The following is a 24073-nucleotide window of genomic DNA, read 5'->3' on the forward strand; positions in this document are numbered from 1 at the left end:
CGATGTGCGGCATTGCCGGCTTTATGGGACGGGGTAGTCGCTCAGATATCCATGCCATGACTGATGCACTGGCACATCGCGGTCCCGACGGGGAAGGGTTTTACTTCGACGAAGAAAAACATATCTACTTAGGACATCGTCGTCTGTCTGTTAGAGACATTGAAGGCGGTGCCCAACCGATGTGGGATGCGTCAAACGAAACGGGGATCGTCTTTAACGGCGAAATTTATAACTTCCCCGAGTTACGAGCAGAACTTGAAGCATTAGGTGCCGTCTTTCAGACATCGCACTCTGATACCGAAGTTCTCATTCATGGCTATCGCCACTGGGGCACCGATCTGGCTCGACGCCTGAACGGCATGTTTGCCTTTGCTATTATCGACAAGATACGAGGCAGACTTTACCTCGCCCGTGATCGCTTTGGTGAAAAGCCACTATTTTATACAGCTAAAAGTGATCTGTTTGCCTTTTCAAGCGAACTGAAATCGCTTGAAAAACATTCTGGGATCGACGGCAATATATCCAACTTTGGCCTGCAGAAACTGTTTGCTTACGGCTACATTCCTGCCCCGAACAGTTTGCTTGAGAATGTCTTTAAGTTACCAGCTGGCCAGCAAATGACTGTCGAACTGGATACACTTGACACGAAGATCAGCAAGTATTGGGAATTTTTGATCACCCCGGATGACAACCTCACCGCAGCCAAAGATGACGAACTTGCAGAACATCTTCAGGAACTTATTTTGCAATCAGTTTCTCGCCGCCTTGTAAGTGACGTCCCTCTCGGAGTTTTCCTGAGCGGCGGCGTCGACTCAAGCGCAATTTTGTGTGCAGCAGCCAAGAATGCCAAAGATAGGAAGGTATCATCCTTTACCATTGGCTTCGAGGAAGCATCCTATGATGAGTCGGGTTACGCTCAGTTGGTTGCCGAGCACGCGGGGTCCATTCATCATCTTAGAATGCTAAACCTTGCCAACGCACAAGAACTCATTCCGGAGGTCCTGGGGCAACTGGACGAGCCAATTGGTGACGCCTCTTTGCTTCCGACTTACCTTCTAAGTAAATTCACAAGGGAAAATGTTACAGTTGCACTTTCGGGCGATGGGGCCGACGAACTTTTTGCTGGGTATGACCCTTTTTTGGCTCTGAAGCCGGCACAGGCCTACAAGAAATACGTGCCAGATCTCGCGCACAAGTTGTTTACCGGACTTGCAAACGCACTACCGAAATCCGGTCGCAACATGAGTTTCGATTTCAAGCTTCGGCGGACACTTGCTGGATTGTCGTATCAGGAATCTGTTTGGGCACCTGTCTGGATGGCGCCACTATTTCCTGACCAAATGAAAGAGTTCTTCGAAGAGCCCCTTCCTCTTGAAGATCTTTACTCCGAAGCCATGGAAATCTGGGATAGCAATTCTGCTGTGGACAGAACTGACCGACTACTAACATTTTTCACCAATCTCTATCTGCAAAATGACATCCTGACCAAGGTCGATCGTGCATCCATGATGTCGTCGCTAGAGACGCGCGCTATCTTCCTCGACAACGACATTGTTGATTTCTGCATCAAGCTGCCATCGCACTTCAAAATCCGGAACGGTCAAAGAAAGTACCTACTCAAGAAAGCTCTAGAACCGCTGCTGCCCAGCCAAACGATAAATCGTAAGAAGAAAGGCTTTGGCATCCCGTTGGCAGACTGGATGCGTAAAACGCCTGAGGTACAATCGCCACGGCCAGTCCCAGGGGTGGATATGTACTACGCTGCATCCCAGTGGACTGAGCATCACAGCGGCAAGAGCGACAACCGCTTTTTCCTATGGAACTGGTTGGCGCTGCAAAACAGTCCGACTGGGCGGTTTTAACAGATCTATACCCCGTTGGCGTTTGCCACTAACGACCAGAGACAAGTGACCAAATGAGAGCAATAGCTAAATTCATTGGACTAGGTGCAATTACGACCGCGGCGACTTATTCGACCTATCTGATAGCATTACAGTTTTTCGGACCTATGACTGCCTACTGGTGTGCATTGGCAGTAGCGTTTGTCATTCAGATCGCAATGATGGCACCTTTTGTTTTCAACGCTAAGCTCACGCTCGCAAACGCAGGAAAATCACTTCTGATTTATTCTGGTTATTCTCTTTTATTCGCATCACTTATGTGGATTACATTACAAATTTCAGTACCACATATCATCGCGCCGCTCGTTGTTGTCGCAATCGCTGCCCCTTTACAATTCCTCGCAGGAAAAAAATGGTTACATAACCCTGTCGACGACGTCAGGAGCTAGCGTCCAGTACCTTCTTCCGATCGAAAATACGCTGAAGATAAAAACAACCAATCAGTGTTGAGAATGGTACCACCGGTGCAAGATAACGCGTTTCCAAGTGGACCAAAGCGTGTGCAAATAACACACCAAAATAAACTGCCCACAAAGCCGCGCAGACAAGTACTTCTCTCTTGCACACATTCTTGCCGAGATAAAGACGTACAAGCCAGACAATCGGTAGAATCACGAAAGCAACAGTAATGATGATAGCAATTACGCGCTCGACCATTTCGCCAGAGAACAGTGCGAATGCCGCCGCATCATCAAACATACTTTCGCGAAGTTCCCGATAATCGGGCCAAGGTTTTTCTCCGTGAATCCAGAAACCTGTTTCCCTAATCGCGCCGAACGGGCGGAAAGTGAGCGTCGCGTAGTTCTCACGTATGTGCCCGATTGTCATGCGCAGCATTGAACCCGGATAGTTAACCCAGCTTTCGAAATACTTCTGCTTCGAAATATTTGCCAACTCTGGAGCAACGCACCCTTGCTCGAACAAACTCCACTGAACGGCGAGAACCTCCGAGAAGGAGTAATTGCTTAGTTTTTCACGTGCGGTTATGTCTACCGGTTCATTGCCGGAGAATATTCTCTGATCTTTTTCTGCTGCGTCGACAAGCCCAACCATGTAGATGGTTTGCGATCCTGATGTGATAAAACTATATCCAGTCCGGTCCTCATTCCACGTCTTATACAATTGCGTAGCCACGATTAGTGGAATAAAGAAAACAGCGATTGCAGCGCATGATTTCCACCGCTGCTTTTCCGCGACAAAAGCTCGAACTAAAAACGGTATGACAAACAGGATTGACAGTATCGCCACTCCTTCTCGAACAAGAAAGCCAAGGGTGATCAGCATGCCAAAGAGCAGCGCTTGAACAAACCCAAAGGGGCGTCCGCGCAAGGTCGCTACCGCGTTTTCGCTAAGCACAATCACAAATAGGCTCGTGGCAAAACTGTCGGTCAAGATCATGGAGTCCAACAGCAACGAGAATGACAGCCCCGTTGCCAGCAAACAGAACGCACCCCAAAAAGGCTTCATACCCAACGCGGAGATAAGGCGCGAAAGGCTGTAAAGCGATACCGCGGACAGCAAGAACTGTGAAAGAACAACAATCCACTGCCAGTTCTCTGAGGAGATCAATTGCGTTAGCGCAATGAACATAGGATATCCGGCTATTCTGAAGACAGTTGTCGGCATTGCACTGTCCTCGAGACCGGCGTCGGTCAACCAATCCGAACTTTCCAATATCAACTCGGCAAAGCGTGTATATCCACCGGTATCCGGTGCAACTCCTGGCCCCCAAATGAGCAATACAGCGATCTTGAACAGTAGGATCATAAAAATGACGGAAAGGTACAGTTTTCTGTCGTCAAAGGTTGACGCTCGAAAATCTGGAAAGGCTGAGCGTTTCACAGCAGTAATCACCTGAAAAATACAATAGAAAACGGGCGCCCGGCAATCGGACGCCCGTGACAATATCAACCCGACCAATCAAATCAAGCAGAAGCAGCCATCTGTTCTGCGCGTACACTGTCACGTTCTTTTTTGATCATTTCCGCCATCAGGAAGGCAAGCTCAAGGGCCTGTCCGCCATTGAGGCGCGGGTCGCAATGAGTGTGGTAACGATCCGAAAGCGCATCTTCGGTCACTTCGCGGGCACCCCCGATGCATTCGGTCACATCCGTACCGGTCATTTCGAAATGAACGCCACCGGCATGGGTGCCTTCGGCCTTGTGCACGTCAAAGAAGTTTTTGACTTCCGACAGGATCGCGTCAAACGGACGGGTTTTATATCCGCTTGATGCCTTGATCGTGTTGCCATGCATCGGATCGCAGGACCACACGACCTTGCGGCCTTCGGCCTTAACACGTTTGACCAGACGCGGCAGGTTATCAAACACATTGTCCGCCCCCATACGTGCGATCAGGGTCAGACGACCGGCTTCGTTCTGCGGGTTAAGGATATCGATCAGACGGATCAGATCATCCTCATCCATCGTCGGTCCGCATTTCATACCAATCGGGTTTTTCACCCCACGCAGGAATTCAACATGAGCATGATCGGCCTGACGGGTGCGGTCGCCAATCCACAGCATGTGTGCCGAACAATCATACCATTCGCCGGTAAGACTATCCTGGCGGGTCAAGGCCTGCTCATAACCCAGCAAAAGCGCCTCGTGCGAGGTATAGAAATCGGTTTCACGCAGCTGCGGCGCGCTTTCAGCCGTGATGCCGCATGCTTCCATGAAGGCAACCGCCTCATCGATCTGGGTGGTCATCTTGCTGTAACGCTCACCGGCCGGGCTGCCATCGACAAAAGACAGGTTCCAGCGATGGATCTTGGTCAGATCGGCGAAACCGCCCTGCGCAAAGGCACGCAGCAGGTTAAGGGTCGCTGCCGACTGGTTATAGGCGCGAATCTGGCGCTGCGGGTCCGGAATACGGGCTTCTTCGGTGAACTCGATCCCGTTGACCACATCACCGCGATAGCTTGGCAGTTCGACGCCATTGATGGTTTCGGTGTCTGATGAGCGCGGCTTGGCAAACTGGCCGGCCATACGGCCAACCTTGACCACCGGGCATGCCGCGCCATAGGTCAGAACCACCGCCATCTGCAGCATCACCTTAAAGGTGTCGCGAATATTGTTCGGGTGAAATTCCTTGAAGCTCTCGGCACAGTCGCCGCCCTGCAGCAGGAAGGCATTGCCTTCTGCAACGTCACCAAGCTTTTCCTTAAGCGCACGCGCCTCGCCAGCAAACACCAAAGGAGGATAGCTGCCGAGCTCTTGCTCTACGGCCTTTACGGCCTGTGCATCAGGATAAGTCGGCACCTGCTTGATCGGCAGGTTACGCCAGCTTTCAATGCTCCAGCTCTTGCTCATTTGCTTCCTCTCAATCCGGCATGTTCATCATCATGCCGCCATTATAACACAAATCCAGTTGTCCAGCGGTTTTCCGCCTTGGCATCCGGTCATGCAACCGGGCCAAACTTGATACGGGTTTTGCAAACGCATTTCCACCCCTTCTCGACGTTTGGACAATAAAATCCCGCAATTTTTTGCCAACCGACCCAAAAACCACGCAAAATTCCACCCATAACCGTGAATTCATGCAAGATGCACCGGTGAATGCCAATTCATCACACCAAACAAGGTAGTGCGAATCCGGCACTACGCAATCATCAGACCAATTGCACAGTTCATGATTTGCGGGCACACTGCCAGCGCCTACCACCAGCAGCGCCACCGTTCAGCCGGATCCCCTATGCCCCTTGAAACACTTGCGATAATTGCCTGTGCCTATTTCGTTGCCGCTTTCGTCAAAGGGGCAACCGGGCTTGGCTTTTCGACATCGGCCTTGCCGATCCTGGCCCTTGGGCTGGGGCTTAAGGCGGGCATGCCGCTGGTGATCATTCCATCGCTTGTCAGCAATTCCATCATCATGGCGCAGGCGGGTCACTTTCGTGAAACGATCAACCGGTTCTGGCCGATGTTTCTCGCGACCATTCCGGGCATTCTGATCGGGCTTGCTGTGCTTGAAATGGTCGACAGCATTCTGGCCGGGGCGGTTTTGGGGTTGGTGTTGATGAATTATGGGGCGATTACCCTGTTTCGTCATGGCAAGCCGCTATCTGACAAGCTTGCACGGCGACTGGCCCCGATATCCGGTTTTGCCACGGGTCTTATCAACGGCATCACCGGATCGCAGGTCATGCCGGTGTTGCCCTTCCTGCTTTCCATGCGGCTTGAACCCAAACGTTTCCTGACGGCGATCAATATCTCGTTCAGTCTTTCAAGCATCGTCATGGCACTTGGCCTTGCGCGATTGGGGCTGATGACGATTGAAACGCTTTGGATATCGCTGGCCGGACTGGTGCCGGTTTATTTGGGCACCAAGCTGGGCACGCGGGTGCGGGACCGGATGGATGCGGAAACCTTCCGCAAGGTTGTTTTGATCATGCTGATCATTTTTGGCGTCATTCTGGTCGGCAAACTGTTTGCGTCTTAACGGTCAAACGCCAACGCCGGGCCGCGATGCCATCTGGCACAACCCGGCCATTTCTGATAGCACATCGCCATGAAAACCATCGCCCGCCCTGCCTTTGCCGAAACCGAAGAAAAGAAGTCCCGCTTTCTGGCCGAACTCGTTTTTCATGACGATCTGGCCAAGCGGATTGATGAATTGCGTGCCCTCCACCCCAAGGCCAATCATCATGTGAACGCCTATCGTTACCTTAATGACGAAGGCCAACTGATTGAACACGGCAAGGATGACGGGGAACCATCCGGCACATCGGGTATCCCGTGCCTCAAAGTCCTTCAGGGACGTGATCTGATCAATGTTGCGGTGATTGTGACCCGCTATTTCGGCGGAACAAAACTGGGAACAGGCGGGTTGGTGCGCGCCTATAGCGGGGCGGCCAATGCGGTTTGCGATGTTGCCGAAATCATCGAATACATCCCGCAGGGTGAGGCAGAGCTGTTTGCCGGATTTTCCGATGCCGGAACGCTGGAACAGGCCTGCGCAGAGGACGGCATCACCATCCTTGATCGTCAGTTTGATACCGACGGAACGCACATCAAAATCACCGGACCACGTGAACGCCTGGCAGAGCTTAGCGTTCAGTTTCCAATGCCTGAGTGAGAGTTATGAGCGCGCCTTTGACTTCGGGCGCATGGTGCTTTCACGGCATTGAAGTTCGAAACCGAGATCGATGATTTTTTGTTCGGGGGTTTCGCCGTCCAGCACCGCTTTGATCATTTGCACAGCCCGTTTGCCGATCTGATAGCGGTCGGTTCGGATGGAAGTCAGTGACGGGTAGCTTGCCGCCATCATTTCAAGGTCGTTGAATCCGATGATCCCCATTTCGTCTGGGACCGAGATACCGGCCTTTTGACAGCCAAACAGCGCGCCAAGCGCCATGTCATCATTGTTGCAAAACACGGCATCAAGGTCCGGGCGACGTTTGCGCAACTGTTCGATCAAATGCCCGCCAAGCGAGACACTTGAAGAATCGGTGGTCGTCATCATCAGGTCCGGGTCATATCGCCCGCCTGAACGCAAGGCTTCCTTGAAACCTTCCATACGGCGGTGCGAGCGCGGATCCATGCGCGCGCCAAGAAACCCGATGCGTTTGTAGCCCTTTTGCACCAGATGCACACCGGCGGCCCGCCCGCCTTCGAAATGCGAAAACCCGACCATCATGTCGATCGGGTCATCACTGATATCCATGACCTGGACCACCGGACATTCGGCATTTTCAAGAAGTTCGCGGGTTGCATCGGTCTGATCAATCCCGGCGACAATCATGGCTGACGGGCCCTGGCCAAGGAAGGTGCGCACAAGGCGTTCCTCGTCCTTGGCGACATAGCGCGAGTTGCCGAGCTGCACCTGAAACGGTCCCTGATAGAGCTCGTCATAAATGGCACGCAGCGTATCGGCGAACACGTTGTTGGTCAGCGAGGGAACGATCACACCGATGACATTTGATCGGGTCGAGGCCAGCGCGCTGGCATGCGAATGGGGCACGTAATTAAGCTTGCGCACCGCATCGTTGATTTTTCGTCGCAGGTGATCAGACACCTTTGACGGATCGCGCAACGCGCGTGAGACCGTAATGGTGCTGACGCCAGCCCGTTCGGCAACATCGGATATTGTTGGCCGTCCGGCCCCTTTGCGCTTCCTCATAACCTTACATTTATTACGTCTTTTCCAAACCGACAAGCTCCTTCTGACGGTAAAGCAAACAACGGAAATTCGGCTGTTGACTCAATGTTAGCGCTAACATTATGTTAGCGCTAACATTATAACACAACAGGGCAGTCCAAGAGTAAAACCCGCCCTGAAAATCAGTGAGTGCATCGAATTCAATGAACCGGCAAACGCAGTATGTCGTTGTCATGGGTGTGAGCGGATCGGGCAAAACCGAGGTCGCGCGTCGTCTGGCAAGCATGACAGATACCATGTATCTGGACGCCGACGATCACCATCCAAGCACGAATGTCGAACACATGCGCCGTGGTCTTCCGCTCAATGACGATATGCGTTGGCCCTGGCTTGATGCGGTCGCAGCAGCGGCCCGCACGCAGGCTGGTTCAACTGATGGGGAAGCCGGGAGCGCGAAGTCCGGTCAGGCCATTTTCATCGCCTGTTCTGCGCTTAAACGTCGCTATCGCGATGTGTTGCGCAGGCACCTCGACCCGATCACCTTTGTTTTTCTGGATGGCACGCGCGAAGTGATCCAGACCCGGCTTGAACGCCGCGTCGGTCATTTCATGCCATCCGCACTTTTAGACAGCCAGTTTACAGCTCTCGAGCCGCCGGGGCCGGACGAGAATTGCGTGACTGTCTTTATCGATGCCCCGCTTGAAACTGTTGTTGCCACGGTCCTTGACCGACTGGCGGAGCGTGAAGACGGCAGTTTTTCCTTTGTCAAAGAGAATACTGCCGGAAAATAAGGCATTTTAGGGAGAAGACGAATGACCAAGACTCTTAAATCGCTTGCAGGTGCAGGCTTTATCGCAACCCTGATTGCAACGGCGCCGTTTGCCGCCAATGCACAGGAATTTACCCTCAAAATGCAGTCGAGCGATGCTGCTGGCGTGCCTAACTTTGAGCTGGAACAGGAATGGGCCGAACGTGTCGGCGTCATGACCGGTGGCCGTGTTTCCGTGGAAATGCTGCCGGTTAACTCGATTGTCGAACATGCCGAAACCCAGGACGCAATTGCCGCTGGCATTCTTGACGGTCACATCACCGACACCAGCTATTTCACCGGTAAAGATCCGGCATTCGGCCTGATCGCCAACCCGGTTGGCGCATGGTCGGCACCGTCCGAAATGCTGCGCTTTGTTGAATATGGCGGCGGCAAGGAACTGATGAACAGCCTTCTGAACCCGCGTGGTTTGCAGTTCGTCGGTGCCGTTACCCCGGGCCTGGAAGCATTTGTTTCCTCTGTCCCGCTTGATGGCGTTGCCGATCTTAAAGGCCTGAAAATGCGTGCCCCGGAAGGCATGGTTCAGCAGGTCTTCGCCGCAGCCGGCGCATCGCCGGTGAACATCCCGCAGTCCGAAGTATTCACCTCGCTTGATAAAAAAGTGATCGATGCTGCGGATGCGACCGTGTTCTCGACCAACCAGGCCATGGGTCTGCATGATGTTGCAAAACATCCGGTCTATCCGGGCTTCCACTCCATGCCGATGCTTGAAGTCTCGATCAACAAAACCAAGTGGGATTCCATGCCGGCTGATATCCAGGCGATCCTTGAAATGTCGGTCCGTGATCTGGCCCATGACATGGATGCACGTCTGGCGATGAAAGACATGGAAGCTGTTGCCAAGGCCCGTTCGGAAGGTGGCGTCACCATCCACAACTGGTCGGCTGAAGAGCGTGCGAAATTCCGTCAGATTGCCACCAGCCAGTGGGAAAAAGTTGCGGCACGTTCCGAAGATGCACAGCGTGTATACGACACCCTTGTAGACTACCTTAAGTCACAGGGTATGATCTAAGACAGAACAGCTTTTTCGCCGGCAGCAACGCACCGTGCTGCTGCCGGCAAACTGCTGGGATACAATCCGGCTGGTTCCGTGATCCGAGACGTATCGGGACTGAAGGCCTCCCTCCTTGCCGGATTGTATTTCCTGTTGATGCAAGGAACGCAGAAATGTCTGACACCCCGCAACACTCACCGTTGCCCGAACTTCCCGAACTTGAAGAAAGCACCGATCAGGCAACTGAGGTGTCCGGTCTTCTGGGCCAGATGATTACGAAGGTTTCCAGCGTGTTCGCCATTGGATTTCTGCTTTCCATGGCGACGCTGATCTATGAGATCGTGGCACGTCACGTTTTTGGCAGCCCGACCTTGTGGGCGCATGAAACCACGACCTTTATCTGTGCTGTCGGCTTTGTGTTTGGCGGCCTTTATTGTGCCGCGCGCGACAAGCATATTCGTGTTGTCCTGCTCTATGACATTGCCGGACCGAAAATGCGCAAGACGCTTGATATCTGTATTTCGCTGGTTTGCATGATCGCATCGGGCTTCTTTGCCTGGGCCGCCTGGCTGATGGTCGAACGTGCTGTCTTTACGCCCACCGGTGACATCCACCTTGAAACAACCGGCAGTGCGTTCAATGCGCCTTATCCGGGCGTGCTTAAGGTATTTTTGTTGGTGGTCCTGATTGTATTGATGGTTCAGTTCCTGGTTCAGGCCTTCAACTATGCCCGCAAGGCACCAATCATGCCGACATCCCACACTTCGACCGAATAATCTGCGCCTCGTGCCCAATCAATTGATGCGTCTTCGCACGGCCATGCCAAGCAGCGCAACAGGATACATTTAAATGTTTGATTTACAGTCCCTTGGCATCGAATTCGGCACACTTGCCATGTTTGTCATGCTGCTCGGTTTCCTTGTGACCGGCATGCCGTTGGCATTTGTCACGCTGCTGATTGCCTTGATCTTTACCCTTGGCTGGTTCGGCCCGATGGCGGTGCCGCTGATCACAAGCCGGGTCTATTCATTCGTTTCATCCTTTGTTTTCGTCTCGGTGCCGATGTTCGTCCTGATGGCGGCGATCCTTGACCGATCCGGTATTGCGCGCGACCTGTTTGATGCCATGCGCCTGTTTGGCGGACGCCTTAAAGGCGGCGTTGCGGTTCAGACGATCTTTGTTGCCGTGATCCTGGCTGCGATGAGCGGCATCATCGGTGGCGAGATTGTTCTGCTGGGCCTGATCGCCCTGCCCCAGATGCTGCGTCAGGGCTATGACAAGAACCTTGCCATCGGCGTTGTTTGTGCTGGCGGGTCGCTGGGCACCATGGTGCCACCATCCATTGTTTTGATCATTTATGGCCTGACCGCGAACGTATCGATCGGTGATCTGTTCACCTCGGCCTTTTTGCCGGGCTTCATGCTGGCGGGCTTCTATGTCGCCTATGTGCTGTTTCGCTCTTACACCGGTAACAACATTGCCCCGCCGCCACAGACCGAAAAAATCCCGCGCGAAGAAAAGATCCGCCTGCTCAAGGGCCTTTTCCTGCCCATTCTGGTCGTGTTCTGTGTTCTGGGGTCGATCTATGGTGGCATCGCATCCGTGACCGAGGCCTCGGCCGTCGGTGTGGCAGGTGTGATTGCCTCGACCGTCCTGCGCCGGGAATTTTCGCTTCCGATGCTTAAGGCGGCAGCACTTCAAACGCTTTCGACCTGCGGCATGATTGTCTGGATCGGCATCGGTGCATCTGCCCTTGTCGGCGTATTCAACCTGATGGGCGGGATCAAGTTTGTCTCAACCCTGATCACCGGCATTTCCGATGATCCGACCATCATCATCCTGTTCATGATGCTGATCCTGTTTGTGCTGGGCATGTTCCTTGACTGGGTCGGTATTGCGCTTCTGACCATGCCGATCTTTGTGCCGATCGTAAAAGAGCTCGGCTATGACCCGGTCTGGTTTGGTGTGCTGTTTGCCATGAACATGCAGGTAAGCTTCCTGTCGCCGCCATTCGGGCCTGCGGCCTTTTACCTGAAATCGGTCGCGCCACCCGACATATCGCTAGGCGACATCTTCAAGTCGCTTCTGCCGTTTATCTGCCTGCAGATTTTGGCCGTCGCCCTTCTGATCATCTTCCCGGGCCTTGCTGGGGGCTAAAAACGAAGGGCGGAGCCAGCTGGCTCCGCCCTTTTTCTTTACGAGACGCGCAAACGGGCCCGGGTGTATCTGCCTGCATACGCCTAGTCTTATTCATAAACTCTGGCAGCCAACATGACACCGGCAAGCCTTGGCCAATTTATGCTCCTGTTCTCAGAGTCTTCTTCTTTCGTATCCATGAGATAGCCACGCATTCCATCAATGTAAGATAATGCGTTTGCGTTTTCCCACTTGTCAGGAGTCTCACGTCCGTCCGCGATAAGATGCCCAAGAAAAGCGATAAAATCTTCCTTGCACGTTATGACCTTTGCAAGTTCCTGAAGCTCGTCTTCGCCCATTTATCGCACTCCTTAGAGATGATATTTGTCCATCCGGCACGGGAGGACATGACAGCCCTCCCGGCGACTATTTTTAACGGACCCTGATGGAAGTACCATCGTTGTCTGTCGTGAACTTGAATTTCTGATTTTCTGGAATTGAGTCCAATTTGGTGCAGGGGATATTTTTACCCGCCTGCTGGAACGCGTAAAGGCGACGATTATCGATCGTATAAACGCCTGCTGCCACTTCATTTCCACCTGATTTGACAACCTGCTTGGGATCGACTTTGACGATACGGATTGCCGGCACATCAGACGGCTTCACCGATCCATCTTTCAGTCCATCGATCAGGTCTTTAACGGGTTTCTGATCAGAGAAATTGGCAGAAATGCTGTCCTGGCTAAACCGAACATCATCCGGGTCGATCAGGCCGGAACAATCGATAGTGCTGAAATCGCTTGCACTGAAATATGCGAATGCCGGATTTGTCGCAACAATACCCGCACCCAAAAGCATCAGCACCGCCAGGAGTGTCGTCTTAGTTCTTGTCATGATTTTCATATTTGTCCTCGTGATCTTGTGATCACTACAGAGGCTGTTCAGACATCTTGTCCATCCAGCATGTAGCGAGGTCACTAGGACGCCGCTGATAAACAAGTGTGATCCTCAACGGCTTAGACATTTGACAAAAAAAACGGTGCCCAATGGGCACCGTCTAAAATCTGGAGAGACGACAAAAAGAGCTATCCGTTGACAACAGGGAAGCGCGTCGTCACGAATTCCTCCGCCGCGGACGGATGAACTGCAACAGCCTGATCGAACTGGGGAAGATATTTACGGCTTCGCGTCGGAAGTCAGTCACGGACTGCTTCCAAGTAAAAGAGGGCAGAGCCATCTGGTTCTGCCCTCTTTTACTTGGGGCACCCCCTCAGCCCCATACCTATCCACACACAGCTGAAAACTACCCCAAAAACGGATACCGCTACCCACGAGAAGACCACATACTTTTCACACCCACCACCTAATCACTTGAAAAACAACAACTATTTTAAAATTTCAACAGAGATATCCACAGGCATATCGAGAAACGCAGGGAAATACGTTTAAAAACATGAAGATTATAAATGTTAAGATCAGAAAATAATCAATTATTTCAATAATTTACAACTATTCACCGAAAAACAAAAAAGTTAATACGCCATAAAGAACGTCAATTTTCCACAAATCCACGTACTGATACGTTGATTGAACCGAAAAATAGTGATATCAAGAGAGACAATTCTACTCAGCCAAGGGCAAATCGATGGCGCGAAAAAAGAGTCCCAGATACCCTTCGATGGATTTGCAGGAATCCCTTGAGAAGGCAGTTAGCCTCTATAAAGAGAATCATTTGCACGCCATTCCAAACGATGCGGCAGCGCAAAGCATGGGGTACAGTAACGCCAACAATGGATCAGCGCTCTCAGCGATGGCATCCCTACGCTACTTTGGCTTAGTAGAACGCGCCGGCCCTGGAATGCTAGCCGCTTCCAAGGACGTTGAGATATTTGAGTATGCTCCGAGCAAAGAAGCCAAGAAAGCACTTTTGAGAAAGTGGCTACTTACGCCGCCTGTCTTCCAAAAGCTCTTTGATAAGTACGGCGCACACCTACCTTCTGACGCGGCGATCAAGTATGACTTGATACAAATGGAATTTCTGCCTGCAGCAGCACAAAGCTGCCTAACGTCGTTCAAAAACTCTTTAACCTTTGCATCGCCAGAGAGCGAAGAACAGACAGCTGCCACAACAGAAAATCCTGCGCCTTCATCAACTCAAGACACAGACACAGAAAATGACATTGATGAGGTAACTGATACCAGCGACAAGGCAGCGAGCCCCGTCAGAGAAATCCTTGCAAGAAGGCTCCTTTCGCAGACAACAAGTAGCGAGCCAGAACAATCCGGCAGCGAGTCGAAACAATTAAGTAACGACCGAATACCAGTACGGCTTCGCCACGGGCGCAAAGCTTGGCTGGAAATACCAACACCATTTTTTGAAGAAGACAAACAACAGCTCATCAATCAAATTAACCTGATAATGACTGATGAGCATTAGAGAAATGCCCTGCAGTTGGCGCTGCAGGGCAAAATTCCTCCTGAGGTACTGGATTTGCCCACGGGAGGGCTGGGAAAGCCCCAGCACGATTAAGTTTCGCAAACTCAACGTGCATTATCAGGGGCTCCAGTGTCAAGTAAATCCTCGATATTGGAGATTGAGGTATGACAACTTCAAGAGATATCGCCCCGCCGGGCTACCGCTACGTTTACACTAAGTACGTTACGGATCCACGCACTGGGCAGCGCAGGTAAGCAAAAAACGGGAAATGCTTCCGTTTTTTGGTTAAAGACTAGTTGAGGAGGGCGGTATCACGTGATACCGCCCTTTTTAGTCCAAATCAGTCGCTAACCGGGAAGCGCATGGTGACAAATTCCTCTGCCGCAGACGGATGAACCGCAACGGTCTGATCGAACTGCGCCTTGGTTGCGCCCATTCGAACCGCAATGCCGATGCCCTGAATGATTTCTGCCGCATCCGGGCCAACCATATGGGCGCCAAGCACCACATCGGTGGTTTTGTCGACAACCAGCTTCATCAGTGTTTTTTCATCACGGCCCGACAGGGTGTGGCGCATCGGTTTGAAGGTTGATTTATAGATTTCGATGTCCTTGCCCTTATCGCGCGCTTCTTCCTCGGAAAGTCCGACGGTGCCAACCGGTGGCTGGCTGAATACAGCGGTCGGAATCGCCTGATAGGACATCGACCAAGGCTTGCCGCCATAAACCGTATCGGCAAAGGACATGCCTTCCTTGATCGCGACCGGCGTCAGTTGCACGTGATCGCGGACATCGCCAACGGCATAGATGTTTGGAACGCTGGTCTGCAAACCGGCATTGGTTTTGATCGCCCCGCGGTCGTTCAATTCCACCCCGGCCTGTTCAAGACCCAGACCGTGGGTTTTGGGTTCGCGCCCCGTGGCAAACATGATGGCATCGACTTCCTGATGCCCACCACCGGTCAGCGTCAGGCTGAGAGAGCCGTCGTCATTCTTTTCAATCGCCGTGACATTGGTGTCCAGACGCAGATCAATGCCCTTTTTGACGATTTCGGCGGCCAGATGGTTGCGGATATCGTTATCAAAGCCGCGCAGGATCTGATCACCGCGATAGAACTGGGTCACCTTTGCGCCAAGACCGGCAAAGATACCGGCAAATTCAACGGCAATGTAACCGCCGCCAACAACCGCGATGCGTTCGGGCAGGTCTTCAAGATGGAAGGCCTGATTGGATGAAATGGCATGTTCGATACCAGGGATATCGGGCATGACCGGCGTGCCGCCCACCGCAATCAGAATGCGTTCGGCGGTCACCGTTTTATCGCCGACCTCAAGGGTATGGGCATCTTTCAGGACCGCACGGCTTTCAAACAGCTCGACATTCGATCCCTTCAGAAGGCTTTTATAGATGCCATTGAGACGATTGATCTCGGTATCCTTGTTTTCGATCAGGGTCTTCCAGCTAAAAGTCGGTTCGCCCGGAAGGGTCCAGCCATAGGCAGAGGCATCTTCGAAATCCTCAGCAAAGTGTGCGCCATACACCAGCAGTTTTTTCGGCACACAGCCACGGATCACGCACGTACCACCGACCTGGCTTTCTTCGGCGATGGCAACCTTGGCGCCATATCCCGATGCCACGCGGGCGGCGCGCACACCACCCGAACCGGCACCAACAACAAACAAATCAAAATCATAGTCCGACATGCGGAAATTCCTGTTTTTGGTCAATTGACAACATGGCGCCAAATGTAGGGCGAATTTGCCAAGAGTCGAGGCAAAACACGGTAAACCGGGCGTAAAATCCGCGTGAAAGGGCCCCAATGTGCCCGCAAAGGCGCAAGATGCCGCTATGGGATAGCTTTTATAAACTTTCGCGCTATATGATGGCAAAGACGCGATGGGGATTGCGACAACTTGATAGGATTTTATCCATGAACGACCATATCCACGGTCAGGATGCGTCTTTTGACAATGCACCGCGCTATACTGACGAGCGCGGCGGGAATACGGCCGCTGTCTGTTACGGGCTGATGATCGCAACCCTGTTTACGGCCTTTGCCACCGGTTTGATTGCGCTGATTGTGTCCTACGTCGCGCGCGAAGACGACAATCACTGGACCAACAGCCACTACACCTTTGTCATCCGGACATTCTGGATCAGCATCCTTTATGCCATCATTCTTGGCTTCTTCACCTTCGTGATTGGCTGGATCCCGCTTCTGGGCTGGGCTATTGTCGGGTTGATGGCCCTTTACACCACCGCCTGGTTTATCGGGCGTAATGTGATCGGCCTTCTGCGTGCGCTGAATGGCCGTCCGATTGATAACCCGCAAAGCTGGTTCTTTGGCTGATCGCCCATAAACGCGGTGCAATCGGGTCAAAGACTGTTTGTCCGATTGCACCGGACTCCCCGGCCCGTTAAAGTTGCCCGATAATAACATTTGATTTGGACAGGGGTAAAAAGTGGCGTCGTCTGTACAGGGTTCCGGCGATAAGATGCGCTGGGAAGATCTTCTTTCTTCTCATCGGCTTGAATTCAAGGATGGCAAAATTCGCCTGCCCGAAGGTGCCCCTTATCCGACACCCGATGGCCGAAGCCCGTTTCAGATCGATGTTGATCGGGTAATCTTCTCATCCTCGTTCCGGCGTCTGCAAAACAAGACGCAGGTTCACCCCTTATCCGAAAATGATCATGTCCATACCCGCCTGACCCACACGATCGAGGTCGGCTCGGTCGGGCAATCGCTTGGCCTGATGGCGGGCGCGCATATCGTCAAAAACCTGCCCAAGGGATCGGAAACCACCGTGGCCGATATCGGGTATATGGTGCAGGCCGCGTGCCTGGCCCATGATATCGGCAATCCGCCATTTGGGCATTCCGGCGAGGATGCCATCAATGAATGGTTCACCACATCGCGCCTTGCCAAGGATGAGCTGACATCACGACTTTCCGGGCCGGAGCTTGAAGATCTGCGCCATTTCGAAGGCAACGCCCAAGGGTTACGCATCATCAGCCAGCTTGAAATGAAGCGCTTTGACGGTGGGCTTAACCTGACTTACGGCACGCTGGGCAGTTTCATCAAATATCCGCGCAGCACGTCCGTTCCCGACGCCCGCCGCAAGGAATATACCGGCCTTAAAAAGCCCGGCTATTATCAGGCAGAGCGCGACATTGCGCAGGCGATTGCCAAGGTTTGTGGCCTATCCCCGCTTGAAGGATTTGATGGCGCATGGCGGCGTCATCCGCTGGTCTATCTGGTCGAGGCGGCCGATGACATTTGTTATTCCGTGGTCGATCTTGAAGATGGCTGGGAACTGGGCTGTGTCAGTTTTGAGGAAGTCGAACGCGCGCTGGCCCCGATTGCTCGCCATCCGGAAAAATATGACGGCGATGCCGAACAGCGCTGGAAAGACCTGCGTTCGGAAGGCTGGTATGCCGAAAAATCCGAAGATGACCGGATTGGTTTCCTGCGTGGCAAGGCGATTGGCAATCTGGTCAAGGCGGCAGTTGATGCCTTCATCGAACATGAAGACGCATTGCTTGCCGGCACCATCGAAGGTGATCTTTTGGCCAACACCCCGCTTGGCCCCTATGCCAAGGCGTGCAAGAAACTGGCGGTGCAAAAGATCTATAACGCCCCGCATGTCCTGCCGATTGAAATGGCCGGGTTTGAGGTCATCAATGGCCTGCTGGACAGTTTTGTCCGGGCCGCCATCGACATTGACGAGCATAAAAACCATGGCAAACGCCTGCCACCACAGGCGGATCGCATCGACAAGCTTCTGTCGGGCAAGCTGATGGCAGCCCCCGACCTCTATAGCCGCCTGATGCGGGTGATGGATTACATTTCCGGCATGACGGATCGTTATGCGGTGACACTGTTCCGAAAGCTTCAGGGCATCACCATCTAACAAAAAACCCGGCCAGATGGCCGGGTTTTTCATAAAAGGCTGATTGGGCCTAGATGATGTAGTGAATGCCGCACTCGGTCTTGTCCTGCCCGGCCCAGCGTCCGGCACGGACATCGGTTGTGTTGGGATCAACACGTTCGGTGCAAGGCATGCACCCGATGGACAGGAAGCCTTCAGCCTCAAGCGGATGACGCGGCAACGCGCGATGCTCAAAGATGTCTTCGATATCTTCGCGCTTGTACCCCGCCAGCGGATTGATCTTGATCCGCGAACCCGCCGGCTCGATCACCGGAAGCGCATCACGTTCGCCACCGTGGAAGCGTTTGCGCCCGGTCAACCAGGCGTCATAGCCCTCAAGCGCACGCTGAAGCGGCTCCACCTTGCGCAGATAGCAGCATTTCGCCACGTCCGAGGCAAACAGCATGCCGTTGGGATCCTCGGCCTTAAGCTTTTCCTCGTCCGGGCGCATGATCTTGATATTGGTCAGGCCCAAATGGTCGACCAGCTTTTCGCGATAGGTATGCGTTTCGCCAAACAGCTTGCGGGTATCAAGGAAGATCACCGGCAGATCACGGTCGACCTCGGCCACCAGCGCCAGAAGGGCGGCGGCCTCTGTCCCGAAGGATGAGGTCATGGTGATGCGGCCGTTGAATTCTTCATGCACCATCGGTTCAATTAGAGCGACACCTTGCAGATCTCCATAACGGCTTAGCAAAGCCGCAGCACGGTCTGTTGCCTCTTCGGTAGACATCGAACCGCCGGTCACAATATCTTCTTCGCGCAATACATTCATGGCAACCATCCACGACGATCAATAAAATCGTCGGTTTTCTCAAGTAACTGCTTCATATCAGCACCGTCGGCCTTCCACTTCTCTCGCTGGTCGGCAAGAATGGATAGACGTTCGGACCATTTCGGATCAAGCCAGTTCTCTATAGCACGACGAATGCGTCCTGCAAGTCTTGGACTCTTCCCATTGGTCGAAACCGTGATCATCAGATCACCGCGCTGAATGCGCGCGGGCGATGAAAAATCACAATATTGTTTGACGTCCTCGACATTCGCAATCGTGCCAACGGCCTTGGCAATGGAGGCCAGCTCGGCTGCCTTTTTAAGATCAAGGTCGATGATAAACATGATGGAGGCCGCGTTGACATCCGCCGAATTTGGCAAATAGCGCTGCAACCGATCACCGGCCTGTTCGGTCAGTTCGGGTATCGGGTCTTCAGAATAGACGGTAACGTATTTTGCCCCATCACCGTCAAACTGGCGCAACCGGTTCAGGGTGGCCTGACCGTTGCCGACCAAAGCGACCGAAAGTCGCGTCAGGTCCAGATTGATGGGAAACATCGTCGATCCTCTAATGCGGGTTTCTCTCTATTGCCCATGACTATGAGTGTGGATAGCAAATTATTCAATACATTTTTTATGTGTTTTATATATAAATAACACTAAATATTGGTATTTAATAGTTGCGAACTGACTGATCCATCAGACCCGATTTTTCCGTAAAGCTTTTCCTGCAATTCTTGCAAAATCGCCCTATATTGGGCCAAATTTCAAAACCCGTCCGCCAGAAGATATCGTCAAGAGAGCGTCCAGATGTCCAGCAGTGCCTCCCCTGCCCTGTCCGAAGTCAGCCTTGCGCACCCACAAGCCAACAAAAACGTCGCCATCTGGCTGTTTTCATGTGCGGCGATGGTGTTCATCATGGTGGTGATCGGCGGCTTGACGCGCCTGACTGAATCCGGGCTTTCGATTGTGGAATGGCGGCCCTTTACCGGCATCATTCCGCCGATGAATGAGGCCGACTGGCAAACGCTTTATCAAAAATACAGCCAGTATCCCGAGTTCCAGAAGATCAACGCATGGATGTCGGTGGAGGATTTCAAATCGATCTTCTGGCTGGAATTCATCCACCGCCTGTGGGGACGGTTGATCGGGATCGTGTTCTTCATCCCGTTTGTCTGGTTCCTGGCCAAGAAATCGATTGATCGCGCAACCAAGTGGAAGCTCTGGGGGCTGTTCATCCTTGGTGGTCTGCAGGGCCTGATGGGCTGGTACATGGTGATGAGCGGTCTGGTTGATCGCCCCGATGTCAGCCAGTATCGCCTGACCGCGCACTTCGGTCTGGCACTGGTTATTTTCATCGCCCTGCTGTGGGTTGCCCTGCAACAGTTGAGCCCGCGTGTGACAACCACAGCCGCGTCAACGCGCGCCTTGCAGTTGCTGTGTCTGATTGTGCTTACCGCCCTGTCCGGCGGCTTTGTCGCCGGTCTTAATGCCGGGCACATATACAACACCTTCCCGCTGATGGACGGGCAACTGATCCCCGATGGCCTGTTCGTGTTTGATCCGGCCTGGCTCGCGCCATTTGAGGACCACATGACAGTGCAGTGGGATCATCGCTGGCTGGCGAAACTGACATTCGTGATGGTGCTGGTGTTCTGGTGGCGTGCTGGCAAATGGGACCTTAACCCCAACCAACGCTTTGCCACCCATCTGGTTCTGCTTGCGGCCTGCCTGCAGGTCACGCTTGGCATCACAACGCTTCTGAGCGTCGTGTGGCTACCGCTGGGTGTCGCCCATCAGGCCGGTGCGGTTGTTCTGGTTGGGACTACAACCTATGCCGCCTACAAACTGCGCGATACGGCCTAAGTCGCGGACGTATCGTTAGTTAGTCATCGGCACGATGCAGCGCCTTGCGGATGCGGTGCATCGAAAACCAGATCGCGCCCAGCACCAGTGGCACGGCAACACCGGTGGCAACCCGGTCGTTGATCGGAACGCCGGTATCCTTGATCGCCTTGAACAGGTAACCCAGAAGCCCGACCGCATAATAGGTGATGGCGGCCACCGACAAACCTTCGACGGTTTGTTGCAGGCGCAGTTGCAGTTTCACACGCCGGTCCATGCTGGCCAGAAGGTCGCGGTTTTGCGCCTCAAGCAGGATATCAACACGGGTGCGCAGCAGGTTGTTGGCTCGCGCGACACGCTTTGACAGAACTTCCAGCCGATCGCCGATATTCTGGCAGGTCCGCATTGCTGGCGCCAAGCGGCGTTCAAGGAATTCGGCAATGGTTTGCATGCCTTCGATGCGTTCTTCGCGCAGTTCGCCAAGGCGCGCCTGTACGATGCGGTAATAGGCCCGCGCTGCACTGAACCGGTAATTGAGCGAGGCTGCCATTTCCTCGGTCTGGGCGGCAAGGTCGGTCAGTTTGGCGAGTGTTTCTTCGTCATTGGTCTGGGTTTTACTCGCCATTTCAGCGGTGATTTCCGACAGGCGGGTATCGATTTCCGATACCTTGGGTGTCGCCGTATGTGCCAACGGAAAGGCCAGCAGCGCCATCATGCGATAGACCTCAATTTCCTTAAGCCGCTGCACCAGACGCCCGGCCTGAAGGTGTTCGAGGCCGCAATCCTTGATCAGGATGCGCCCAAATCCATCGCCATGCAGGCGAAAATCCGTCCAGACCTGTGCCGTGCCCCCCAATATGCGGCTGCCGGTCAGGCCATTGTGATCAAACAGCCGGGAAAGCTCATCCTCACTCCGCTCAGCCTTGTCGACGACGATATGCAACCCCACCAGCAATTGTCCCGGTGTTTCATCAAGCCAGTCGCGCGGCACAAGATTGATCACCGGGTCTTCGAACGGGTTATCGAATGGCTCGGTGCGTTTGAAGACATAGACCGTGAATTCCGCGTGCCGTTCCCAGATGACGGAAAATCCATCACAGGCGGCTTCGAAATATTTTTGATCTGCAGCTGGTGGCGTCAGGCTGTAGCGGTGGCAAAAGGCGGTGAAGTGGTCGCGCACCGCGTCATCAAGGTCTTCGCCCGTTTGAAAGGCAAGGCAGGAACACCGCGCCGGGCTAGTCACACCACCAAACGGTCGGGCATGGATTTCATTATGAAGGGCGACGCGCTGGGGATGTTCGACAAACATTGCCACGGGCTTTCATAATTGGTTATTGCAGTCTATATAAACCACTCGGGCCATTGCTTTGTCCTCTGCCCGAACAAGTACCTGTATAGATGAAAGTCGAAGGCATCAGAAACCCTAAATTGAGTAAGGGATAATACTGCCTCAACTGAATTATCGTACAGGGAAAGACATTTTCTCTGGCCGTGTTATCGCGGCCCCAAGGAGGTTCCATGACCGATCTTCGCACCACCGACAATCTGTTTTTCGCCAAGGGTGATCTTGATCGCGACCGGCTTGAAACACAGGTCAATGATGCACTCAGCGCTGCCGAAGACGGGGAACTGTTCCTTGAATATCGCCAATCCGAAAGCCTTGTCTGGGATGATGGCCGCCTGCGCAGTGCGAACTTTGATACCGCACAGGGCTTTGGCCTGCGCGCTGTTGCCGACGAGGCGACCGCCTTTTCGCATTCCAACGAACTCTCCAATGACGCGGTTGCGCGTGCCGCCGAAACCGTCAAGGCGGTTGGCTCGGGCCGCTCGGGCAAGGTTGATCTGGGATCAATCGGTACGAACGTATCGCTTTATTCCGACGTGAACCCGCTGGGTGAGGCCACATTTGAGGCCAAGGTCGACCTTTTGGCCCAGATTGATGCCTATGCGCGTTCGCGTGACCCGCGTGTGGTACAGGTTTCCGCCTCAATCTCAGGCAACTGGCAGGCCGTGCAAATCTGGCGTTCCGGCGGACAGCGTATTGGCGATATTCGCCCGCTTGTGCGTTTTAACGTCTCGGTCGTTGTCAAACAGGGCGATCGCATGGAAACCGGATCACACGGCGAAGGTGGCCGGATTGGTTATGACGGGTTCTTTGATGAGAAAACCTGGAAAAAGGCGGTTGATGAGTCGCTCCGTCAGGCGGTTGTGAACCTTGATTCAGTCGCCGCACCGGCGGGTGAAATGACCGTGGTGCTTGGCCCGGGTTGGCCGGGCATTTTGCTGCACGAAGCCATCGGTCACGGCCTTGAAGGTGATTTCAATCGCAAGGGCACCTCTGCCTTTGCCGGGCTTCTGGGCCAGCGGATAGCATCGCCGGGTGTGACGGTGGTTGATGATGGCACCATCCATGACCGTCGCGGGTCGCTGTCCATTGATGATGAAGGCACGCCAACCCAGAAAACCGTCCTGATCGAGGATGGCATCCTCAAGGGCTTTATGCAGGATCGCCTGAACGCGCGCCTGACCGGTGTCAAATCCACCGGTAACGGACGTCGCCAATCATACGCCCACGCCCCGATGCCACGCATGACCAACACTTATATGCTCGGTGGCGACAAGGAGCCGGAAGAAATTCTGGCCTCGGTCAAAAAGGGCATCTATGCCGTCAACTTTGGCGGTGGTCAGGTCGATATTACATCTGGCAAATTCGTGTTCTCGGCCTCCGAAGCCTATCTGATCGAGGATGGCAAGCTTGGCGCACCGGTCAAGGGCGCGACCCTGATCGGCAACGGGCCAGACAGCCTGACCAAGGTTTCCATGATCGGCAATGACATGGCGCTTGATGATGGTATCGGTACCTGTGGCAAGGACGGGCAAGGTGTTCCTGTTGGTGTCGGGCAACCGACGCTCCGCATTGATGGTCTGACCGTCGGCGGGACCGCAGTATAACCCTGGGTGACCTATGGATAGGAGCAAAACCACCTTTCGATAAATTCACTATACGCAAGGTGCGAAATACTATCCACCCACACATGGCAACACCAACCTGCCGAATGGCTATCCCTGTCTTTTCAAAGACCATAATCTGATTTGATCGTTTCCAAACAGGTTATGGTCGCCATTCGGGTTT

Annotated in this window: 22 protein-coding genes; 13 read left to right on the forward strand and 9 right to left on the reverse strand. The window is 53.4% G+C overall.

Going from position 1 to position 24073, the window contains the following annotated elements:
• Nucleotides 1-2 precede the first annotated feature (2 nt).
• Together asnB and B2T33_RS06760 are read left to right on the forward strand one after the other, a co-directional pair.
• The gene (asnB, locus tag B2T33_RS06755; RefSeq protein WP_197146835.1) at nucleotides 3-1862 is read left to right on the forward strand and encodes an asparagine synthase (glutamine-hydrolyzing); all 1860 of its coding nucleotides are present in this window, start codon (nucleotides 3-5) and stop codon (nucleotides 1860-1862) included.
• A gap of 53 nt (nucleotides 1863-1915) precedes the next feature.
• Nucleotides 1916-2290, forward strand: coding sequence for a GtrA family protein (locus B2T33_RS06760; protein WP_064782113.1), 375 nt, complete (start codon nucleotides 1916-1918; stop codon nucleotides 2288-2290).
• Here B2T33_RS06760 and B2T33_RS06765 read toward each other — a convergent pair.
• Nucleotides 2280-3743 (reverse strand): hypothetical protein, encoded by a 1464-nt coding sequence (locus B2T33_RS06765; RefSeq protein WP_197146834.1) that lies wholly within the window; start codon nucleotides 3741-3743, stop codon nucleotides 2280-2282. The two genes, B2T33_RS06760 and B2T33_RS06765, sit on opposite strands and share 11 nt — an antisense overlap.
• An 83-nt stretch (nucleotides 3744-3826) precedes the next feature.
• Nucleotides 3827-5212, reverse strand: coding sequence for a class II 3-deoxy-7-phosphoheptulonate synthase (locus B2T33_RS06770; protein ID WP_064782115.1), 1386 nt, complete (start codon nucleotides 5210-5212; stop codon nucleotides 3827-3829).
• A 382-nt stretch (nucleotides 5213-5594) separates the two neighbouring features.
• On the opposite strand from B2T33_RS06770, the gene B2T33_RS06775 reads away from it, so the two are divergent.
• Both B2T33_RS06775 and B2T33_RS06780 read left to right on the forward strand, forming a co-directional pair.
• Nucleotides 5595-6338 (forward strand): sulfite exporter TauE/SafE family protein, encoded by a 744-nt coding sequence (locus B2T33_RS06775; protein ID WP_120225468.1) that lies wholly within the window; start codon nucleotides 5595-5597, stop codon nucleotides 6336-6338.
• 69 nt (nucleotides 6339-6407) lie between these two features.
• The gene (locus B2T33_RS06780) at nucleotides 6408-6974 is read left to right on the forward strand and encodes an IMPACT family protein (protein ID WP_286791556.1); all 567 of its coding nucleotides are present in this window, start codon (nucleotides 6408-6410) and stop codon (nucleotides 6972-6974) included.
• A gap of 3 nt (nucleotides 6975-6977) precedes the next feature.
• Here the strand turns inward: B2T33_RS06780 and B2T33_RS06785 are convergent, their stop codons facing one another.
• Nucleotides 6978-8018 (reverse strand): LacI family DNA-binding transcriptional regulator, encoded by a 1041-nt coding sequence (locus tag B2T33_RS06785; protein ID WP_286791557.1) that lies wholly within the window; start codon nucleotides 8016-8018, stop codon nucleotides 6978-6980.
• A 182-nt stretch (nucleotides 8019-8200) separates the two neighbouring features.
• Here B2T33_RS06785 and B2T33_RS06790 point away from each other — a divergent pair, with 182 nt between their 5' ends.
• The 4 genes from B2T33_RS06790 (at nucleotide 8201) to B2T33_RS06805 (ending at nucleotide 11977) form a co-directional block, all read left to right on the forward strand.
• Entirely contained in the window at nucleotides 8201-8788 is a 588-nt protein-coding gene (locus B2T33_RS06790; protein ID WP_063088005.1) for a gluconokinase, read from the forward strand.
• Nucleotides 8789-8809: 21 nt separating this feature from the next.
• The gene (locus B2T33_RS06795) at nucleotides 8810-9838 is read left to right on the forward strand and encodes a TRAP transporter substrate-binding protein (RefSeq protein ID WP_008891579.1); all 1029 of its coding nucleotides are present in this window, start codon (nucleotides 8810-8812) and stop codon (nucleotides 9836-9838) included.
• 155 nt (nucleotides 9839-9993) lie between these two features.
• The gene (locus tag B2T33_RS06800; protein ID WP_286791558.1) at nucleotides 9994-10596 is read left to right on the forward strand and encodes a TRAP transporter small permease subunit; all 603 of its coding nucleotides are present in this window, start codon (nucleotides 9994-9996) and stop codon (nucleotides 10594-10596) included.
• Nucleotides 10597-10669: 73 nt separating this feature from the next.
• Nucleotides 10670-11977: a TRAP transporter large permease gene (locus B2T33_RS06805; protein WP_008891577.1), complete on the forward strand. Its 1308-nt coding sequence runs from the start codon at nucleotides 10670-10672 to the stop codon at nucleotides 11975-11977.
• A gap of 89 nt (nucleotides 11978-12066) precedes the next feature.
• Here B2T33_RS06805 and B2T33_RS06810 read toward each other — a convergent pair whose 3' ends face one another.
• Both B2T33_RS06810 and B2T33_RS06815 read right to left on the reverse strand, forming a co-directional pair.
• Nucleotides 12067-12315: a DUF7660 family protein gene (locus tag B2T33_RS06810; protein WP_286791559.1), complete on the reverse strand. Its 249-nt coding sequence runs from the start codon at nucleotides 12313-12315 to the stop codon at nucleotides 12067-12069.
• A gap of 73 nt (nucleotides 12316-12388) precedes the next feature.
• Nucleotides 12389-12859 carry a hypothetical protein gene (locus B2T33_RS06815; RefSeq protein ID WP_286791560.1) on the reverse strand — a complete coding sequence of 157 codons (471 nt, stop codon included), beginning with the start codon at nucleotides 12857-12859 and terminating at the stop codon, nucleotides 12389-12391.
• Nucleotides 12860-13634: 775 nt separating this feature from the next.
• Between B2T33_RS06815 and B2T33_RS06820 the strand changes: the two genes are divergently transcribed.
• On the forward strand, nucleotides 13635-14393 hold the full coding sequence (locus tag B2T33_RS06820; RefSeq protein WP_286791561.1) for a hypothetical protein: 759 nt from the start codon (nucleotides 13635-13637) through the stop codon (nucleotides 14391-14393).
• A 340-nt stretch (nucleotides 14394-14733) separates the two neighbouring features.
• On the opposite strand, the gene gor is transcribed toward B2T33_RS06820, so the two are convergent.
• On the reverse strand, nucleotides 14734-16095 hold the full coding sequence (gene gor / locus B2T33_RS06825; RefSeq protein ID WP_286791562.1) for a glutathione-disulfide reductase: 1362 nt from the start codon (nucleotides 16093-16095) through the stop codon (nucleotides 14734-14736).
• Between the two features lie 227 nt (nucleotides 16096-16322).
• Here gor and B2T33_RS06830 point away from each other — a divergent pair, with 227 nt between their 5' ends.
• Both B2T33_RS06830 and B2T33_RS06835 read left to right on the forward strand, forming a co-directional pair.
• Nucleotides 16323-16742 (forward strand): DUF4870 family protein, encoded by a 420-nt coding sequence (locus tag B2T33_RS06830; protein ID WP_008891575.1) that lies wholly within the window; start codon nucleotides 16323-16325, stop codon nucleotides 16740-16742.
• A gap of 112 nt (nucleotides 16743-16854) precedes the next feature.
• Complete coding sequence (locus tag B2T33_RS06835) at nucleotides 16855-18303, forward strand: deoxyguanosinetriphosphate triphosphohydrolase (protein WP_286791563.1); 1449 nt, start codon at nucleotides 16855-16857, stop codon at nucleotides 18301-18303.
• Nucleotides 18304-18352: 49 nt separating this feature from the next.
• On the opposite strand, the gene B2T33_RS06840 is transcribed toward B2T33_RS06835, so the two are convergent.
• Nucleotides 18353-19096 carry a phosphoadenylyl-sulfate reductase gene (locus B2T33_RS06840; protein ID WP_197146828.1) on the reverse strand — a complete coding sequence of 248 codons (744 nt, stop codon included), beginning with the start codon at nucleotides 19094-19096 and terminating at the stop codon, nucleotides 18353-18355.
• Nucleotides 19093-19653, reverse strand: coding sequence for a precorrin-2 dehydrogenase/sirohydrochlorin ferrochelatase family protein (locus B2T33_RS06845; protein WP_197146827.1), 561 nt, complete (start codon nucleotides 19651-19653; stop codon nucleotides 19093-19095). Before B2T33_RS06845 ends, B2T33_RS06840 begins: the two co-directional genes overlap by 4 nt.
• 252 nt (nucleotides 19654-19905) lie before the next feature.
• On the opposite strand from B2T33_RS06845, the gene B2T33_RS06850 reads away from it, so the two are divergent.
• On the forward strand, nucleotides 19906-20961 hold the full coding sequence (locus B2T33_RS06850; RefSeq protein ID WP_064782127.1) for a COX15/CtaA family protein: 1056 nt from the start codon (nucleotides 19906-19908) through the stop codon (nucleotides 20959-20961).
• Between the two features lie 19 nt (nucleotides 20962-20980).
• Here B2T33_RS06850 and B2T33_RS06855 read toward each other — a convergent pair whose 3' ends face one another.
• The gene (locus tag B2T33_RS06855; RefSeq protein WP_063087365.1) at nucleotides 20981-22249 is read right to left on the reverse strand and encodes a DUF3422 family protein; all 1269 of its coding nucleotides are present in this window, start codon (nucleotides 22247-22249) and stop codon (nucleotides 20981-20983) included.
• A 209-nt stretch (nucleotides 22250-22458) separates the two neighbouring features.
• Here B2T33_RS06855 and tldD point away from each other — a divergent pair, with 209 nt between their 5' ends.
• Complete coding sequence (tldD, locus tag B2T33_RS06860) at nucleotides 22459-23892, forward strand: metalloprotease TldD (RefSeq protein WP_008891569.1); 1434 nt, start codon at nucleotides 22459-22461, stop codon at nucleotides 23890-23892.
• The last annotated feature ends 181 nt before the right edge of the window (nucleotides 23893-24073 follow it).

Source organism: Thalassospira sp. UBA4513 (assembly GCF_002388495.1).
GTDB lineage: Bacteria > Pseudomonadota > Alphaproteobacteria > Rhodospirillales > Thalassospiraceae > Thalassospira > Thalassospira tepidiphila.